This is a genomic window from Campylobacter sp. JH23, from assembly GCF_017846595.1.
GTDB lineage: Bacteria > Campylobacterota > Campylobacteria > Campylobacterales > Campylobacteraceae > Campylobacter_D > Campylobacter_D coli.
In genome coordinates this window covers 203,522-222,216 of record NZ_JAEQBP010000001.1, presented here as the reverse complement: position 1 = coordinate 222,216, position 18,695 = coordinate 203,522, and the positions used below count along the sequence as shown (strand labels likewise).

20 protein-coding genes and 1 pseudogene are annotated in these 18,695 nt (G+C 29.9%); 13 read left to right on the top strand and 8 right to left on the bottom strand.

From position 1 onward, the window contains the following. Positions 1-17 precede the first annotated feature (17 nt). Together KAR88_RS01135 and KAR88_RS01130 are read left to right on the top strand one after the other, a co-directional pair. A complete protein-coding gene (locus tag KAR88_RS01135; RefSeq protein WP_002776779.1) occupies positions 18-1,142 on the top strand; it encodes a metallophosphoesterase in 1,125 nt (374 codons plus the stop codon). After that, positions 1,139-1,939 (top strand): phosphatidylserine decarboxylase, encoded by an 801-nt coding sequence (locus KAR88_RS01130; protein WP_002776781.1) that lies wholly within the window; start codon positions 1,139-1,141, stop codon positions 1,937-1,939. The genes KAR88_RS01135 and KAR88_RS01130 overlap by 4 nt, the downstream gene beginning before the upstream one ends. Here KAR88_RS01130 and KAR88_RS01125 read toward each other — a convergent pair. From KAR88_RS01125 to KAR88_RS01095, 7 genes are read right to left on the bottom strand one after another with little or no spacing between them, the layout of a single operon-like run. Next, on the bottom strand, positions 1,936-2,217 hold the full coding sequence (locus KAR88_RS01125) for a FlhB-like flagellar biosynthesis protein (protein ID WP_002776788.1): 282 nt from the start codon (positions 2,215-2,217) through the stop codon (positions 1,936-1,938). The genes KAR88_RS01130 and KAR88_RS01125 overlap by 4 nt on opposite strands. Next, positions 2,214-4,505 (bottom strand): flagellar hook-length control protein FliK, encoded by a 2,292-nt coding sequence (locus tag KAR88_RS01120; protein WP_002822875.1) that lies wholly within the window; start codon positions 4,503-4,505, stop codon positions 2,214-2,216. The genes KAR88_RS01125 and KAR88_RS01120 overlap by 4 nt, the downstream gene beginning before the upstream one ends. After that, positions 4,498-5,685: an MFS transporter gene (locus KAR88_RS01115; protein ID WP_002776792.1), complete on the bottom strand. Its 1,188-nt coding sequence runs from the start codon at positions 5,683-5,685 to the stop codon at positions 4,498-4,500. The genes KAR88_RS01120 and KAR88_RS01115 overlap by 8 nt, the downstream gene beginning before the upstream one ends. Then, positions 5,663-6,166 (bottom strand): hypothetical protein, encoded by a 504-nt coding sequence (locus tag KAR88_RS01110; protein WP_002776794.1) that lies wholly within the window; start codon positions 6,164-6,166, stop codon positions 5,663-5,665. Before KAR88_RS01110 ends, KAR88_RS01115 begins: the two co-directional genes overlap by 23 nt. Further along, positions 6,156-6,461, bottom strand: a complete 306-nt coding sequence (locus tag KAR88_RS01105) for an AtpZ/AtpI family protein (protein WP_002783745.1) — start codon at positions 6,459-6,461, stop codon at positions 6,156-6,158. The genes KAR88_RS01110 and KAR88_RS01105 overlap by 11 nt, the downstream gene beginning before the upstream one ends. Further along, positions 6,458-7,732 carry a glutamate-1-semialdehyde 2,1-aminomutase gene (gene hemL, locus KAR88_RS01100; RefSeq protein ID WP_002790403.1) on the bottom strand — a complete coding sequence of 425 codons (1,275 nt, stop codon included), beginning with the start codon at positions 7,730-7,732 and terminating at the stop codon, positions 6,458-6,460. The genes KAR88_RS01105 and hemL overlap by 4 nt, the downstream gene beginning before the upstream one ends. Then, on the bottom strand, positions 7,729-8,076 hold the full coding sequence (locus KAR88_RS01095; protein WP_002776800.1) for a c-type cytochrome: 348 nt from the start codon (positions 8,074-8,076) through the stop codon (positions 7,729-7,731). The genes hemL and KAR88_RS01095 overlap by 4 nt, the downstream gene beginning before the upstream one ends. A gap of 77 nt (positions 8,077-8,153) precedes the next feature. Here KAR88_RS01095 and folD point away from each other — a divergent pair, with 77 nt between their 5' ends. Further along, positions 8,154-9,011, top strand: a complete 858-nt coding sequence (gene folD, locus KAR88_RS01090; RefSeq protein WP_002776802.1) for a bifunctional methylenetetrahydrofolate dehydrogenase/methenyltetrahydrofolate cyclohydrolase FolD — start codon at positions 8,154-8,156, stop codon at positions 9,009-9,011. Then, positions 9,012-9,860 (top strand): signal peptidase I, encoded by an 849-nt coding sequence (gene lepB, locus KAR88_RS01085; RefSeq protein WP_002822877.1) that lies wholly within the window; start codon positions 9,012-9,014, stop codon positions 9,858-9,860. 54 nt (positions 9,861-9,914) lie between these two features. On the opposite strand, the gene KAR88_RS01080 is transcribed toward lepB, so the two are convergent. Then, entirely contained in the window at positions 9,915-10,259 is a 345-nt protein-coding gene (locus tag KAR88_RS01080) for a transcriptional repressor (RefSeq protein WP_002776808.1), read from the bottom strand. A gap of 132 nt (positions 10,260-10,391) precedes the next feature. Between KAR88_RS01080 and KAR88_RS01075 the strand changes: the two genes are divergently transcribed. From KAR88_RS01075 to KAR88_RS08785, 9 genes and pseudogenes are all read left to right on the top strand, one after another. Continuing rightward, complete coding sequence (locus tag KAR88_RS01075) at positions 10,392-11,261, top strand: zinc ABC transporter substrate-binding protein (protein ID WP_002790402.1); 870 nt, start codon at positions 10,392-10,394, stop codon at positions 11,259-11,261. After that, positions 11,258-12,580 carry a DUF1007 family protein gene (locus tag KAR88_RS01070; RefSeq protein ID WP_192801215.1) on the top strand — a complete coding sequence of 441 codons (1,323 nt, stop codon included), beginning with the start codon at positions 11,258-11,260 and terminating at the stop codon, positions 12,578-12,580. Before KAR88_RS01075 ends, KAR88_RS01070 begins: the two co-directional genes overlap by 4 nt. Before the next feature lie 366 nt (positions 12,581-12,946). Continuing rightward, on the top strand, positions 12,947-13,402 hold the full coding sequence (locus tag KAR88_RS01065) for a hypothetical protein (protein ID WP_002786814.1): 456 nt from the start codon (positions 12,947-12,949) through the stop codon (positions 13,400-13,402). Positions 13,403-13,697: 295 nt separating this feature from the next. Then, positions 13,698-14,438 (top strand): annotated as a pseudogene (locus tag KAR88_RS08990) (hypothetical protein); the annotation flags it as partial. Positions 14,439-14,792: 354 nt separating this feature from the next. After that, on the top strand, positions 14,793-15,725 hold the full coding sequence (locus KAR88_RS01055; protein WP_057037235.1) for a hypothetical protein: 933 nt from the start codon (positions 14,793-14,795) through the stop codon (positions 15,723-15,725). Between the two features lie 11 nt (positions 15,726-15,736). Further along, positions 15,737-16,534 carry a hypothetical protein gene (locus KAR88_RS01050; RefSeq protein WP_002830527.1) on the top strand — a complete coding sequence of 266 codons (798 nt, stop codon included), beginning with the start codon at positions 15,737-15,739 and terminating at the stop codon, positions 16,532-16,534. Then, entirely contained in the window at positions 16,524-17,261 is a 738-nt protein-coding gene (locus KAR88_RS01045) for a hypothetical protein (RefSeq protein WP_192801216.1), read from the top strand. Before KAR88_RS01050 ends, KAR88_RS01045 begins: the two co-directional genes overlap by 11 nt. A 41-nt stretch (positions 17,262-17,302) precedes the next feature. Next, positions 17,303-18,040, top strand: coding sequence for a hypothetical protein (locus KAR88_RS08790; RefSeq protein ID WP_052788585.1), 738 nt, complete (start codon positions 17,303-17,305; stop codon positions 18,038-18,040). A gap of 8 nt (positions 18,041-18,048) precedes the next feature. Continuing rightward, positions 18,049-18,591 (top strand): hypothetical protein, encoded by a 543-nt coding sequence (locus tag KAR88_RS08785; protein ID WP_223208520.1) that lies wholly within the window; start codon positions 18,049-18,051, stop codon positions 18,589-18,591. The last annotated feature ends 104 nt before the right edge of the window (positions 18,592-18,695 follow it).

The following is an 18,695-nucleotide window of genomic DNA, read 5'->3' as shown; positions in this document are numbered from 1 at the left end:
TTGCTATAATTAGGATTATGATATTTTTTATTTTTTCTTTCGTTACGTTATTGATTTTTGGTTTGGCAAATATTTATATTTATAAAAGATTGATTAAGAAAATTTTTATCTTTAAGTATCTTTATAAAATTTTTGCCTTTGTTTTTACTCTGCTTTTTCTAGCTCAAGCGATATTTTTAATCTTTCGCAGAAATGAATACCTAAGCGATACTTGGTACGAATTTTTGGCTGCATTGTATGCACCGACTTATTGTTTATTTTTTATAACTTTGGGGCTTGATTTTATAAGGCTTATTTTAATGTTAATGGGTAAGATGCATAAAAAATATAGTCTTGCCCTGCGCTCGGTTTTTGATTTAACTATCATAAGCTTAGCAGTAGTATTGATTTATACAAGTATAAATAACGCTATAAGAGTGCCTGAAATTCAAAGTACGGATATCTATCTTGCCAAACTTGATCGCGACTTAAAAATAGCTATGCTTACAGATATACATTTGGGTAAAAATTTGCATAAGGATTTTTTGGATAGGCTCATCGTTGAAGTAAATTTGCAAAAGCCTGATATGGTGGTTATAGTGGGGGATTTAGTAGATACAAATCCTAAAGAATTGCAAAATTATATTTCAAGGCTTAATGATTTAAAATCCACCTATGGAACTTTTTATGCTTTGGGTAATCATGAGTATTATCATGGAGTAGATGAAGTTTTAAATTTACTTAAAGAATACACCAATATGAAAATTTTACTTAACCAAAATTTAGACCTAGGTTTTATAAATATCGCAGGACTTGGAGATTTAGCAGGGCTTAGTAAGGGTTTGTACGCTCCTGATTTAGCAAGGGTTAAGGTAGATTTAAACACAAGTAAAGCTAGTATTTTGCTTGCTCATCAGCCTAAAACAGCCTTGCTCTATAATTTAAGTGATTTTGATCTTATTTTAAGTGGTCATACGCATGGGGGACAAATTTTCCCTTTTATGTTTTTAGTAAAGCTTCATCAAGGTTTTATACGTGGGCTTTATGATTTAGGAGAAAATACCAAACTTTTTGTTAGCAGTGGGGCAGGTTTTTGGGGGCCTAGTTTAAGAGTTTTTGCTCCCAATGAAATTGTAATTTTAAATTTGAAAGGTGAAAAATGAGTTTTTCTAATGAGAGTTCAAGAATTTTTGGACTTATAGCAGGGGTTGAATTTCCTAGTTTTATACAAAAAATAATCAATGAAAAATATGTCAATTATTTTAAGATCGATATGAGCGAATTTAAAGCTCCTTGTGAATATGAAAGCTTAAATGCACTTTTTACAAGATCTTTGCAAATTCCAAGAGAGATAAATGAGGGTTTTATAAGTCCAAGTGATGGGAAAATTTTAGAGTGCGGAAGTGCTTTTTTAGCAGATAATGCACTCTTTGCTTTTTCGATTAAAGGGCATACTTATAGCATAGAAGAGCTTTTAAAGGATAGTTTTAAAAAAGAAGAATTGGAAAATGGGCTTGATTATGTTAATATCTATCTTTCTCCAAGAGATTATCACCGCTATCATAGTCCTTGCAATATGCAAATTTTAAGTGCAACTTATACAAGCGGGGCACTTTATAGTGTTAATGAAAAGCATTTAGAGCGTATTAGTAATTTATATGTAAAAAATGAAAGAGTGAGTTTAAAATGTCAAAATGAAAAGGGTATTTTTTGGCTTGTGTTTGTAGGAGCTCAAAATGTAGGAAAAATGCGTTTTAAATTTGATACAAGCATACAAACTAATGCAAAATTTTCTCATAATTTTACTAGAAAATATGAAAATTTAGAGCTTAAAAAAGGTGAAGAATTGGGAAATTTTGAATTAGGTTCTACCATAGTTTTAATTGCTCAAAAAGGACTTTTAGATATCAAGCTTAAAGCAGGGCAGAATGTTAAATTTGGAGAAAAAATAGCAGATTAATTTTTAGGTGTTTTATTTGCCATTTGATAAATAAAAGCAAAAACTTCAGCCACAGCTTTATACATATTGGGTGGAATTTCATCTCCTAAGTCTAATTTACTTAAAATTTCTATCAAATCCTCATCTTCTTTGATAGGAACTCCGTGTTCTTTAGCTAAAGAGATAATTTTAGCAGCACTTTCTCCTTTGCCGCTAGCAAGAACTTTAGGTGCTGAATTTTTTTCTTTTTGATAGCCTAGAGCGACAGCTTTTTTGATTGATTTTTTTATCTTGCTCATACTTTTTTATCCATACCCATTTCAAGATCTAAATTTTTGACATTTCTTGTATCAAATTTGCTTCTTATGATATCTCCTACAAAGAAATTTGCACTTAAAAGTCCCGCTTTATTGATATTTCTTTTAAGTTCGTGAGCATTTTCATAGATGGTTTTTCTAAATTCAACATTTTCTGCCATGATATTAATATCTATGTATTTATCATTGTTTAAAGAGATAAGAATTTCCAAATCGCCAAGCTTGGCAAATTCAAGTTTGATTTGAGCAAAAAATTTATCCTTTTTTCCGCGCCTAAACATGATCTTAGAATCATCTAAATCCTCCCAAGAAAAGGGCAGATAGGTATTGATAGAATCATTAGCTAAAGACATGAGTTGATTGAGTTCAATTTGCGCTAAAAGACGATTGGCTTGATTGTATACAGCTTCGTTACCTTCATTTTTGGCTAAATTTGAAATTTGCAAAAGGGTTGATTTTACATCATGATGTAAAGATTCGGCTATATCCTGCTCGGTTTTTGGTTTAATTTGTGCTAAATCTTTTATGGATAAATTTAATTTATGTTCTAAGGTTTTTAATTCTGCTTGATTGAGTTTGGCATTTTGAGTATGGGGTTCGAGTTCTTTTAGGCTTTCATTGACTTTTCTTGAAAGATTGCTTAAGCTTTTGCTTAAATCCTGCACTTGCTCTAAGTCCAAATTTTCTACGCTAAAGGCCAAATTCTTTACAATATTTTGTTTTATAAATTCTTGATTTTTTATGATATTTTGGGCGGTTTGATTGTTTAATTGTTGTGTATTTTGAGTATTGTTTGGATTATGAGTGTTTGCTGAAGTTTTGTTTTCTGTTTTTGTTTCGTAAAATTTAGGATTTTCTTTGGTTATATTTTCTTTAATTTTTTCTTGTTTTTCATCTTTGATTTTATCCTGGTTTGAGGTGGAATTTTTTGTATTGTTTTCTGCTTGATTTTCTTCTGTTTTATTTTTTGAATCTTGAGTATTGTCTTTACGATTTTCCGTTTTAGAATCCAAATTTTGATCCTCTTTTGGATGAAAATCTTCTTGAGATTCTAAATTTTCTTTTTTGATATCTTGTTTTATATCCGCATCATTATCATCTAATGAATTTTCTTTTTTTGGTACTTGAGGGGATTTTTCTTCACTTTCTTCTTGTTTGATGCTAGAGTCGGGGCTTTCATCTTTGGTATATTCATCATTCTTGTTAATGTCTTCGTTTTGAGCTTTTATATCTTCTTTGATATTTTCGTTTTTAATATTTTCATTTTTAATGTTTTCTTTATGATTTAAAAGACTTTCTAAAATACTTTCTTTTTGGGGTGTTTTAGGAAAATGATCACCTAGGATATTTTTTAAGGTATTTTCTAATTTTTCAAAAGCTTTTGCACTTTGTTTTAAAAGCTCGGTATCTTTTATCATTAAATTTTCTGGTCTGTTTAAAGCTTTAAAAAAATCATTTTTTATCGCATTTAATTCTTTTGCAATTTTACTAGCTATAGGAAGAATTTTTTCTTGAGTATGGCTTGGATTTTTAGCGATATAGTTTTTAAAATTCTCTAGTTTTGAGCTTAAATTTAAAAGAGCTTTAAAAGAGCTTTGATTTAAAATTTGCTTATTTTCATTTTTATTAGAATAAATAATATTTCTTAATTCTTTTAAGGTGTCTTTAGGACTTAAATTTGCATTTGCAAGCTGTGCAATTTGCGCACCAATCTTTTCACTGCTAAGACTTTTAATCATGCTTATAAGAGAATGAAAACTTTTGGGTAATAATTCCTCGTTTAAAGCGTCTTTTAATTTCGCTTCAAAAAAGATACCCGAATTTTTTAACAATGGCGCTAAATTACTATTTTTTATTTCACTTGCGGGTTTTAAAATTTGGTTTAATTTATCCAAAACTTGAGTAAAGGTATCGCTTTTTGCAAGTTCTGTGCTTAAGACTTTTAATTCATTGGCAAAATTAGGAGCTAAATTTAGATTTTTTCCTTGTTTAAGCATAGGTGAGTCAGGATTTTTTTGTGCATTGATTTGATCTAAGAGCTTATTGACAAGTTCTTTTAATTTTGCGCTTGTTTCATTTTGAACAAAACGAGTTAAAACTTCTTCATCGCTTGCATTTTTACTTAGTCCCAAATTTTGTTTTAAGGCTTGAGAAAGTGCTTCTTTAGGATTATCTTTAGAATTTAATTTATCTTTACTTATCCCACTATCGGTTTTTATGTCATTTTTTTGTGCATTTGCAATTTGGCTTGTAAGTTGAGTATTAATCATCAAGCATCACCATATTTCCTGGTTTTTTCTTAAATTTTTTATTTAAAATATTGGGTTTATTAACTGCAAAAAGGATAAGAAATCCAAGAGAGGCTATATAAAACCAAACAAAACCATCTGTATTAAAATATTGTATTAAAAATCCTAAAATTAAAGGACCAAACAAAGAGCCTAAAGAATAACAAAATAAAACCCCACGACCCAGTTCAACGCCTTGATTTTTGTTTGTTAGCATATCATTAGCCCTTGCAAGAGCTAGAGCATAAAGACAAAAAACTCCTATACCAAGTAAAATGCCTAAAAAATATTGCATATACAAATGAAGTTTAAAAAAAGCAAAGATAAGCATGGTAAAAAAACCTATGCTTGAGCAAGTGATGATTGCGAATTTTCGTCCCATTTTATCAGAAATACTTCCTACTACAATTTGGGCTAAAAATCCACCCAGCACCCCACAAAACATAAAATAAGAAACTTCTTGAGCTCCAAAGCCTTGTAAAAGTATAAACAAAGACGCCATAGAAAAAAACCCATTAATAAGCATTCCAGCTATAAAACTTGTAACAATAGCTAAAGGAGCTATATCAAAAATTTTAGGTATAGAAATAGGACTTGGTGCGGGCAAGACGGGTTCTTTGATCTTGATTAAATTTAAAGGCAATGATGAAAGCAAGATAAGTGCTGCACTTAAAATAAATATATTATGCTTGTTTAAATCTAAAGCAATAATCAAAATCCCAATACCAAACGCAAGATAAAATACGATTTCATAAAAACCTAAAATTCTAGAACGAACGGCGTTTTTGCTTTTTTCATTAAGCCATGATTCTATTACCATTAAAAGCCCATAATAGCAAATTCCTATAAAAAATCTTAAAATCGCCCAAAAAACAAGATTTTCACTAAGGGTATGAAGCATAGCAGAAATTCCAAACACCGCACCAAATAAACCAAAAGATCTTATATGTCCTATGCGAGAGATGATTTTATGTGCTCCGATGGTGCCTATAAGGGCTCCTATAAAAAAGCAAGAGCTTAGCACTCCAACAGCCAAGGAGCTTTCTTTATTTTCTTTTAAAATAACACCTATGGAGCTTACGATCAAGGCATTGCCTGCAAACAAAAATGTCATACTGGCAAAAAGTGCTGTCATGGATCTAATGATTTTTTTTGGACTCATATCTTCTTATATACAGCATAAAAATAAAAACACATACTAGCAAGGATGAAATTCCACATATATAGGATAAAATATCTAATTTATCTTGACGATGTAAAAATAAAAATCCCGCAACTAAAACCCCATAGGCTATCAATTTAAATAAGGCAAAAAACAAAGTAAAAAAGCGTAACCTATCTTTAAAATTTAGAGATAAATCGTCTTTAATGGAAATAAATTTAACAATTCTAGGTAACTTTTCTATCTTTTTTATATAAAATAAACTCGGATAAATGAAATCTTTTTGATGGTTTTTTGCTTGAGCTAGGATAAATTTCTTATAATTAGAATAAGAAGTAAAAACGATCAATAAAATGCTAAAAAAAGCAAATTCATAGCTTAAAATTATATTTAAATTTATCCATTTAAAAATAACAAGAATGCAATAAAACAAGACGTGAATTAAGCACAAGATAATAAAAAAAGCTTTTTTATTTTCCATTATCTTGTTCTTTTTGGCGAATTTTCTCTTTTATAAACTCGTCTCTTTGTTGAAATTCTCCATAGCTTTTAACTTGTGATTTATAGGTTTTATAAACATTAAGTATTGCTGCTGCAACACCCCAAAATACACCCAGCCAAAAAAGCCAAGGGTAGGGTGTAAATTTTTTTAACAAATACCCCACGCCAATCCCGATTAAAATAGCAACGACCATGGAAATTCCAAGACTAAGCCCATCTGCGGCTTCTATAGTCTTGCGAATGATTTTTTGTCTTTTATTAGAATTCTCACTCATAGTTTCTTAAAGCTTTCATGTGTACTTTGTAGGGTTTTATCGATATGCTCTTTATTCATTTTAGCGCAGATAAATCCTGTTTCAAATTGAGAAGGAGCTAGATAAATTCCATTTTTAAGCATATTTTGATGAAATTTAGAAAAGAGTTTAAGATCAGATTTTAGAGCATCTTTATAATTATACACTGGATCTTGTGTGAAAAAATATCCAAACATAGAGCCTATATAGCAAGTTTGTAAAGCAACACCTCTTTCATTTGCAAGTTCTTTCATTCCCTTAGTAAGCCTTTTGGCTAATTTTCCAAGTTTAGTATAAAGATCTTTTTTCTTTTTGGCTTTAGATAAACTAGCAATTCCTGCAGCCATTGCCAAAGGATTTCCACTGAGTGTTCCTGCTTGATAAACTCCTCCTAATGGACTTAAAATATCCATGATTTCTGCTCTAGCTGCAAAAGCTGCTGCAGGTAAGCCTCCACCTATAACCTTGCCAAAAGTAACGATATCTGCTTGTATGTGATTGATACCATAAGAGCCAAGATATGAAGCTCTGTATCCACTCATCACTTCATCAAAGATGAGCAAGGTATCGTTTTCTTTGCAAATTTTGACAAGCTCTTCTAAGAAATCTTGCTTGCCAGGAACTAATCCCATATTTCCTGCAATAGGTTCGATAATAACACAAGCAATGTCTTTATTTTTCTCAAAAAGCTCTTTTACGCTTTCTATATCGTTATAAGTTGCTACTAGAGTATGCTTTGCTACATCTGCTAAAACCCCTAAAGAGCTCGGTGAATTAAAAGTAGCAGCGCCACTTCCAGCACTTACAAGTAAAGAATCTGAATGCCCGTGATAGCAACCTTCAAATTTTAGAATTTTATCTTTTTTGGTAAAACCGCGAGCAAGGCGTATGGCACTCATGGTCGCTTCTGTACCACTGCTTACAAAGCGAATTTTATCTAAATGCGGAAAGTCTTCTAAAACAAGCTCGGCCAGTTGTGTTTCTAGCAAAGTCGGCGCACCAAAGCTTGAACCCTTTTTTAAAGCCTCATTGCAAGCTTTTAATATATCTTTATCGCAATGCCCAAAAAGCAAAGGTCCCCAACTTTGCATATAATCAATATAGCTATTGCCTTCTATATCAAAAATATGAGCTCCCTTTCCATGGGATATAAATCTAGGCTCACTTTGCACATTGGCAAAAGCACGAACAGGAGAATTTACACCTCCTGCAATAAGACTGCAAGCTATTTTAAAAGCTTTTTTGTTTGTCATTTTTGCTCCTTTTTAGATTGCTTGATGTAATTATATAAGGTTATAATTTCATCATTGGTTAATGAGTAATTTGGCATGATCGATTTTGCATCTTTGTCTTGATTAAGAGAATTTTGAAATTCTTCAAAACTAAGATTTTGAATACTTGGGACTTTATAGGCTGTTTTAACTCCATTTTTCATATAAAAACCTAGAGTTTGTTCGCTTCCATCGTTACCATGGCATTTTTTACAACTAATACCCCTTGGGTTTTCATAGAGCATTTTCGAATACTCTTTAAGTGTTATGAAATCAGAAGCAAAAAGATTTAAAATGGCTCCTAGAAATATTAAAACAGCTTTCAAAATTTCACCTTGTTAATGAAGTTTTAATATGATACAATTTTTACTTTAAAAAAGTGATAAATTTATAAAGGAAAAGAATGACTTTGCTTGATGGTAAAGCTTTAAGCGCCAAGATTAAACAAGAACTTAAAGAAAAAAACAAAATGTTAAAAGAAAATGGAGTAGAAACTTGCCTTGCGGTAATTTTAGTAGGTAATGATCCAGCAAGTCAAACTTATGTCAATTCTAAAGCTAAAGCTTGCGAAGAATGTGATATAAAATCTTTGGTTTATCGTTTGGATGAAAATACAACTCAAAATGAGCTTTTAGCTCTTATTAATACCTTAAATCACGATGATAGTGTCCACGGAATTTTAGTTCAGCTTCCTTTACCAAAACATATCAGCAAGGATTTAATTTTAGAAAGTATCATCAGTAGTAAGGATGTGGATGGCTTTCATCCTATTAATGTGGGTTATTTAAATTTAGGTTTGGAAAGTGGATTTTTACCTTGCACTCCACTTGGCGTTATGAAGCTTTTAAAAGCTTATGATATCAATCTTGAAGGACTAGATAGCGTTGTAATCGGTGCTTCAAATATAGTAGGTCGTCCTATGGCTACCATGCTTTTAAATGCGGGTTGTACGGTAAGTATTTGTCATATAAAAACAAAAGATTTGAGCGCTTATACTCAAAAAGCAGATTTGATTATAGTAGCAGCAGGATGTGTTAATTTGCTTCGTGCAGATATGGTTAAAGAGGGTGCTATTATAATTGATGTAGGAATTAATCGCCTTGAAAATGGCAAAATAGTAGGCGATGTGGATTTTGAAGAGGTTTCAAAAAAAGCCAGTTTTATAACCCCTGTTCCAGGCGGTGTAGGCCCTATGACTATAGCGATGCTTTTGGAAAACACAGTAAAATCAGCTAAAAATAGTTTAAAATCAGGAATATAAATGAATTTTTTAAAAAAACTTTATAAATTTTCACAATCATGGACAGGAACGGTTGTCATCGTTCTTTTAGTAATCTTTTTCTTTATACAAGCCTTTGTTATACCTTCAGGTTCGATGAAAAATACCTTGCTTGTAGGTGATTTTTTATTTGTTAAAAAATTCAGCTATGGAATTCCAACTCCACATATTCCGTGGCTTGAAATTCCAGTTTTACCGGATTTTGATAAAGATGGACATTTAATCAAAGGGCAAAGCCCCCAAAGAGGCGATATAGTGGTTTTTAGAAACCCTAAAAATGAAAAAGAGCATTTTGTAAAACGCTGTGTAGGAGTGGGCGGAGATAGAATCGTTTATGCCAATAAAACACTTTATGTAAGAATGCATGAGGGTGATGAATTTATGAAAGAACATTATCCTGATGATTTGGCAACCCTTGGAGGGCAAATTTATGTTAAAGAGCCTTATAGGCAAAAAGGGATTCATTATGATTTAAACAAAGATATAGAAAGTGATATTTTGCGTTTTCTTAGTGTGGGCAAATTTGCTATGTCGCCAACTTATTTTAAAGAACTTGGAAATAATATAGGCTTTAGTGGTGGTAATGCCTATGTTTTTGATGTGGCCGAAGAAGAATATTTTATGGTAGGGGACAATAGAGATTATTCTTATGACAGCCGTTTTTGGGGCTCTGTTCCTTATCGTTTGATAGTAGGAAAGCCTTGGTTTGTTTATTTTTCATGGGATCAAGATAAAAATGTTCGCTGGGAAAGGATAGGGCGTTTTGTTGATACTTTGGAAAATGAAGAAGAATACATTCATGATCATGATGATGAGGATAAATTGAGTTGATTTTGTTTTCTGTATAAGCAGTAAATAAAATCACTTTCTTAAATTTGGCTTATTTTATTTTTCACAATCACTACAAATGCCTTTTATAAGCACACTTTTAATCGTACCTTTTACTTTTGGCATTTGAACATCGCTAATTTTATGGCATTTATCACAAACAAAATGTGCCTTAGCGTGATCTGCTAATTCATAAAAACTTTTGCGGTTTAACTCACTTTTACTAACAATACCCTTTTTTTCAAAAAGTTCCATATTACGATAAAAACTGGTTTTATTGGCTTTGATATCAAAATGATCGTAACTTAATGGAGTCTTTGCAAGGGATAAAATTTGTAGTAATTCTACGCGTAGGTCTGTTATAGCTATATCGTGTTTTTTTAATAATTCAAGAGCTTCCATAAGATTTACCTTTAAAATATAAATTATATTTTATTGTAGCATAAAAAAGCTTTATGTTTGCAACTTTATGTTTAAGTTGCAACTAAGTTGCATTTTGTATAATTTCAAAATATTTTATTATAAGGAAAATCTATGTTGAGAATTTTATTATTAAGTGTATTATGTGTTTTTGCTTTTGGAAAGCCCATAATTAGTGTCAGCATTCCACCTCAAGCTTTTTTTGTGGAAAAAATAGCTAAAGATAGTGTTGAAATAAATATACTCATACCACCAAATTCAGATGAGCATACTATGGAGTTTAAGCCTCAAGCATTGAAAAAATTAGAGCAAAGTGAAATTTATTTCTTAGCAGATTTAGAGCTTGAAAAAATTTTGGAAAAAAAATTTAAAAGTGTATTAAAAAATGTAAAAATTGTTAATATTAATGAAGGTATTCATCTTCTTGAAGGAGGGCATGATCATGAGCATGAACACGATCATGATCACGATAGACATCACGCAGAAGAGCATGATGAGCATAATGACCCTCATGTTTGGCTTGATCCTATTTTGGTTAAAAAATTGGCACAAAATATTACCCAAGCTTTAGTGCAAAGTTTTCCAAACAATAAAGAATTTTATGAAGCAAATTTGGCTAACTTTTTAAAAGAGCTTGATCAAATGGATGCTCAAATCGCAGAGAAACTTAAAAATATTAAAAGAAATGAATTTATAGTTTATCATCCAAGTTGGGCTTATTTGGCTAAAAGATACAATCTTGTGCAAATTCCTGTAGAAATTGATGGTAAAGAGCCTAAAAGTAAAGATTTGCAAAATCTTATCAAGCTTGCAAAAGAAAAAGATATACGCGTTATCTTTGTTCAGCCTGGCTTTCCAGAAAATTCTGCAAAAGTGTTAGCTAAAGAATTAAATGCTCAAATTGTTTCTATTAATCATTTGGCTAGAAATTGGGATGAGGAGCTTCTAAAAAGTATCCAAGCTTTAAGTTCGGCCTTGCAATGAGAGCGATTTTTGTTTTAATATTTCTAGCTTTAAGCAACTTATATTCTTGCGCCTTGTGCGCAACTTACACCCCAAATGTAGATGTAAATTTAGATTTTAATATGAGCAATGAAAAAATCAAACAAGTAGATATAAGCTGGGAATTTTCAGAAGAATTTTTTAATGTTTTGCTTGAAAATTATGACTTTAATTATAATGATAAATTTGATCCTGATGAACTTGAAATTGTAAAATACACACTTTTAGACTACATAAAACCTAAGCATTTTTTAACTCAATTTAGCTTTGATGGCTTGGAAGAAAATATAAATATCAAGCAATTTAAAAATCCTAAATTGCAGATAAAGTCTCCTCGTTTGTTCTTTAGTTATCAAGTTGTTTTAGATATGCCCATTAAAGATTATAACACCTTTAGCATAAAAATTCACGATGATGGAGGATTTTTTAATTTTAATATAAAAAATCAAAATTCTATAAGCCTAAATTCGCAAAATTATATCATTTCTAGTATTGATTCAAGCACTGCATCTTTTGAAGTATATCAAGGGCAATTACCTCAAGATGTATATATAGATAATACTCCAAGTCCTTCTCCTTCAAAAAATTTTTTAGAAAAATTGATTGAATTTAATAATACACTTTTTGCCCATATTAAAGATATATTAAGAAAAGAATTTGATTTTAAATCCTTTTTGATTTTATTAGTGATTTCTTTTGCGTATGGTGTTTTTCATGCTAGTGCTCCAGGTCATGCTAAAATGCTGACAAGTTCGTATTTTTTAACCCATAAAAGTACACCCTTAAAGATATTGTACTTTGTATCTAGGATAGGAGTTATTCACATATTGAGTGCGTTTTTATTGGTAAGTGTTGGAGTGGTTTTACTTGAGCATTTATTAAAAGATGTCAATAATGAAGCTGGCTTTGTATTGACTAAGATTACGAGTTTGTTTATTATTTTTATTGCTTTATTTATGATTAGTAAAAAGATATTAAGCGATAAAAAGCAATGCTGCTGTGCTCATCATAAAAGCAATGAATGGGGTATTATACTTAGTGCTGCTTTAGTGCCTTGTCCCGGGGTTGTTTTACTTATAGTATTTGCCTATGAGTTTAGTTTTTGGTATGCGTTAAGCTCTGCTATTTTTATCACTTTGGGAATGTGTTTAGTATTGTTTGCTTTTGCATTAGGAGCAAATCAATTTTATAAAAGCATTTCACATACAAAAATAAGAATCTTTTTAGAATATTTTGGACTTATTGTTATGTTTTTATTTGGTTTGTTTTTGTTTATCAATATAAAAACAAATGCACTATAAAAGAAATTTCTAGATAAAATGGGTAAAATATTTTTTATCTAAATCTAGATTTTTCAAATCATACATAATTAACAAGCAAGCATGTAGTTTATAAACTATGAAAAAATGCTTAGTGTTTAAAATCAATTCATATAAAAATTATTTTATAATATGCTTATTTTAAACAAAGGAGCATTAAATGAAAATCACAATGATAATTCTAAGCTTATTTTCTTTAGTATTTTTAAGTGCATGTGCTTTTAAAGAAAAAAAGCAAGTGAAATAAAAACTCTTGCAAGTAATTATGGTGGAATTTATATCTTTGATAAAAAAATAAGAGAAGAGATATTGGAATTAGAAAAAAAAGAAGAATTTCGTAGTAAGTATTTGGGTAGTGAAATTAAAGTAGGAAATGAAACTCATTTTGTGAATTTTTCTTATTTGAAGAAAAAATTCCCCCAAATCCTTTCTAATGGTTGTAAATATTATCGTAATGATTATAATTATAAAATAGGAGAATCAAACTTCAACTTCAAAGATAAACCCGAATTTGCATACTATGAAGATCAATTTAAAGCATATATGGGTGAAGAAAACTATAAAAAATTAAGACCTTATTTAGGTATGACAACTTATTATGTGTGTGAGGGTAAAAAATATCCTGTTGTTTTTTCTACCATGATAGATTATAAAGTAAAAAACTATGGTTTATTTGGAGATGAAGGAAGAGGATTTAGCTTTTCAAGCATAAGTCGTAAAAGTGCAGGCGGAGGATCTTTTCATTATTTTACCAATGGTAAATTTATAAAAAGTGATGAAAAATATACAGGACAAAGTTACTGATGAATCCTAAAGAACTTATCTCTCAAATCAAAGACTAAAAATATAAACTATAAAGGATAAAAATATATGAAAAAACAAGCTCTATTATTTTAATGATAAAGAAAAAGTTATACTGCTGAATATAACTTATAAACTATATCTTAATTTTAATAAAATAGAGAGTCTAAGGAGATAACCCATGACATACATATTACTTCTTATTATAATTTCTACTATTCTTTCTTATCTTATATTAAAAATTTATTTATAAAATCATCTTTAAATCTACAAAAAGCGTTTCAAGGTTTTTAGTCTTTCTTGGAAGCATAGGCTTAATTATAATGCCTTAGGTATATATACAGGAAAAAACGATCACTCCATAAAACCTCTTGTTAATACTCTCTATTTTTATTCTTATCTTTTAGAATTAGATGCTAACTATAACAAAGTTAAAGATAAAAGCCTTAGTGAGTGTATAGAGTATCTTAATCATTTTATGAAAAATATTCAAATTTATACAGAAACTTTTGTGTTAAAAAATAATGCTACTAATAAAAATAGCTCTTTTGGGTTCAATAAAAACCATCCAGAAAAGATTAACCACTTTGAGTATTCTCTTTCATTAATAGCCACTATAATGCAAGAAACCAATGGTATTTTAGAAGAGCTTGGAGATAGTTATTATACAAGTTATAAAGTTCCTATTATTAGTTAAACAGAAATTATAGATTTTATTTTAAAGGTGCAAGAAAAAGAAAAATATATTTTAATTCTTGATAAAAATGATTTTAATAAATACAGAAAAGATTGTTCCTTTATTAATAATCAAGAAAATTTAGCCCATAAAATTGCCATTGGGGAATTTAGAATTTTCATTGCAGTTTATAAAGATATGAAATGTCTTGAAAATATTAACAATATAACAAAAATATATGGATATAATTCAAAAGTTTATAGGCTAAAAGATCAAATTTGGGATGAGCGGTATTTAGGTGGAGTTTGTAAAATATCGCAAGCTTTATATTTTAGTGGAAAAGCCAAAATAGGTATTATTTAGGAAAATTATGATAGGTAGAGACTTTTTATATTCTATTCATAAAGATAAAAAAAGTATTTATTTTGTGAAAATAAAAGCATCATTGATTGTCAAAGCATTTATGAAGAACTTTATAAATTAGAAGCAACGACAGATTTTACTTTTGAAGAACTCCAAAGCTATCAAGCTTATATCTTCCGAAACTCCACCCTCCTTACAGGCTCCACCGAACTTCCTAATAATCCTTTTTACTTTGGAGAATTAGATCAAGATAATCTTATAAAACAAGATATACCCAGTTATTATTTTTCTCCTAAAGATGAAGGCAGTGGTTTAGGAAGACTTAGTATCTTTTATAAAAATGATGAACTTTGCTTGCTTAATTATTCTATTATAGAAAATTCTTTAAATATCAAATTAGAATGCTTAAGCAAACAAAGCTTAGAATACAAAGATTTAATTTCAAACACTCTAAAAGAACAAAAAACCACACAAGTAGATAAAAAACAAAGCATAGCCAAACTTCACGCTCTTTTAGAAAATCAAAACCTAGAATGTATCCATGGAGGCAAAGTCATACTTAAATCAAACAAAGGAAAATCCTTTAAAAGTGATGGTATCCCTATAATGCTAGAAAGTGATTTATTAAACTCTAGTATAGTAGCTTGTCCTCACACTATAGCAGGTGTAAGTGTTCCTTGTACTAAAGTTGTTAATGTAAAAGGATCCTTATCTCAAAAGAAAGTCAATAATGAATATGTAATCTTACAAGAACTCATCTCAGCTTGTAAAACAGATAAAGGCTTTGCTTTAAAAGTAAGCTTTACTCCTACTAAGTTTAAATTTGATCACAGCTTTGATCCTGAGGAGGGCTTAGGAGAACAAAGCAAAAATCAAATAGAGTTAAAAGAAGCTAGATTAAGAATGTATTATAAAGAGCACAAATATCAAAAAGACAATCTTTTCACTAATTTATATCTAAACGATACCCTATATCAAAACGAACAAGGTTTAGATAAATTAGAATTATCTAAAAATGATTTATTCAATCTAAATGATATTAATGTACTAAATACTCTTAAACAAGACTTTAGTAAAGATTATGAATTTAAAGAGTGTGAGATTAGACTTGGTATGCATTTGTTAAAATTAATCTTTGTTATCCCCAAAAACATTGCCAAAGTTTATAAAAGTGCTTATAAAGAATTTAAAAACAAAGATCTAGGAGTAGGGTATTTTACACAGCTACATGAATATGATAAAGATTATAGAGAAAATGAAAACATCATCCATCATAGAGTTTTTTAGCTCCTGCTAAAATGCAAAAGATTGGTTTTGAAATTGCAAAAGGTTTAGATGAGTGGCTTGATAATGAAAATGTGTGTCGCTTTAATGTTTATACTAAGGATTATTTTAACGCAAATGATAAAGATATGCTTATAAGTGATAATATAAAAGATGATACAAATACCACACAAGCTCACACCAATGAAAACTATAACAATACTCAAGAAATCATCCCTGATAATGTTATAAGAATACAAACACAAGATGGTAGTGGAGAGTTTATTGAGATAATATTTGATGAATTTAAAGAATGGGAAAAATCATCAAGCGGAGCTATAAAGCCTTTATTTACCCCATTAGAAGGTATAGTGGAAGATATTTCAAATTCACTTGAAAATGTCAGCATTATCGGTGATGCCTTAGCAATGCTTGGTGCAGTGAAAAATCCTAAAAATGCAAAAAATATTATTAAGAAAAAATCCAAATATGCCACTAAACAAGAAGTGATAGAGGTGTTAAAAAATAAATACAATCTTAAGACTTCTAAAGAATTAGGACTTGGTAGAAGCAAGAATGTTTTCTGGGTTAAGGATAATAAACAAATAAAAGAAATTTGGGAAGAGATTGCAGATGGGGCAGACATATTAAAAGATATAAATCAAGATAAACTTGGAGGTACTATAAAAATGAGAAAATTAGATGATCAAACTATTATACAATATAAAAAAGCTTCTAAAAGTGGAGGTGAGACCATAGAGGTAATTTCTAATAAACCAAGAGGAAATCTTAGAACAATACATATAGAAAATGGGGTGAAAAATGAAGTATAATTATATCAAATGGAATAAAGAAGAAAAATGTGCTATATTTTTTCCTGATATAGATTATAGCTTATGGAAGAAAACACAATTAAAAGAAAATGCCTACAATAATCCCTCTTTAATTATATCTTCTTGCCTGATAACAAAAATGGATATTTTAGAGTTATTTGAGTATTATATTTTATTTATTTGTGGAAAAAGCATGGGCGTATCAAGATGGGAATGTAATAATTTAATTTTATTGGGTACTTGTAACATTGACAATCTTAGCAACCCTTTCTCTTTAAATACACCCAAACCTACCTATATAAGTGAATATATAAACATCTTAGGACAACTATTCTTAGCAGGATATATAGACTTTGGTTCTTATTGCGATGAAGAAGATAGAAATAAAATAGACTATCCCTCAAACTTATCTTATTATAAAGAAGATAAATACCAAGCTTGGATATATTTTAGAGATAATTTCTTTTATCAAGACAAATTTATTAGAGATTTGGACGATCCTGAAACATTAGACGAGGGTGGATATAGTCTTATTTTAAATGATGTTTCTTGGGATACGCCACAATATTGGTCACAATACAATATCTGGGTAGCAACAACCCCCAAAGGCACAAAATACTTTAATGAAATTTTAGCTCCTAAATTTTACAACAAATACAAAGATTTAGAAGTAGAGATTGATGATAAGGGTAATATTACAAGATGGATAGGAAAAATTAATAGATGAGTTTATTTGGATTTTACATTGGATTTTACGAAGGATAAATAATGAGCGAAACTTATGAGATTTATACACCCGATGGATTAACATTAGATGTGGAAAAAGATACCAATAAAATACTATTTAAAGAAAATATTAAACCCACAGGCAATTATACCGAAGAATATTCCAAAGCGGTTTTTAAATCTTATTATATTATGAAAAACTCCCCCTACAAAGACTATCAACCCAAGTATCTAGATCCTAACTTTTATACAGGTAAAGCTTCTACTTTACTTGAATTTACAGAATGGCAAAGCATATATTTAAAAGATCCTATCAAAGGAAGCATAGCTCCTTGGACTAAAGCAGAAAAAGCTTATTATAAATCTTTAAAAACTAAAAGAGAAAGATATAAATATCTAATTATAAGAAGTGGTATAAGAAGTACAGTTATAGATATACCCTATGATGCTTATGCTAATGTAGATGAAAAAGGATATTTAATCAATGAAGAATACGCCTATATTTATGATGAAGTTAACAATAATAAAGAAACCTTAAAATCTTCTCTTTTTAGACAAGAATGGGGTATAGCAGCAGGAATACTAGGAAAACCTGAATATTTTGTGCGTTCTAAAAATCATGGCTTTAATGCCAGAATGATACAATGTTTTATTTTATATATTCAACTCACAGGTGGAGGATATGAAGAATTAGGTATAAAAAGAGGAATTTATAATTATGCTGATAATCTTTTAGAAATAGGTATAGGTATGGCAGGGATACATAAAAAAATCCTTTAAGGGCTAAATTGGTAAAAGAATTAGCTAAAACTATACAGCCTAATGAATTTGGTATGCTACCTTTTATAGATGAGATTATGGGAGCAGATTGGGTGATTGATTTAAATAAATATGATTTTGCCTATGATGAAGAAGGCAGAATCATTTGGGCTTTATATAATGATATTGAAAAAGGTAAATTAAAAGATCCAAGAGATGTGGATTCTACTCCTGAAAGTAGAAATGAATTTGATGATGCTATGGATGGATATAGAAATGGGATGAAAACTAATTTTGATGTAGATATTAGAAACGAAAGAGATGAAAGATCTGCTAAACTGACTATGGATACCCTAATATTAAGTGCCAAACTCGCAGCCCTCACTCCTCCTCAAGGCTATCCTAATGCCCCTTATTATTTTACGCCTGAAAGATTGGAATGGATTTATAAAAGAGGATATTTAGACAAACTCCTTGATCCAAGAATCCCTGCTATTTATAGATATAATTTCCCAAAGGAGCTTAGAGCTAAGATACTAAAATTTGGTGAAGAAAATGGCATTAAAGATTAAAAAATCACTCAAAATCTTTAATATACTTTTCCAATGCTTTCAGGGTAAGATTCTCAAAAAGAATCTTATCTTCTTTAATATTGTTTTGTATGGCAGCTTCAAGA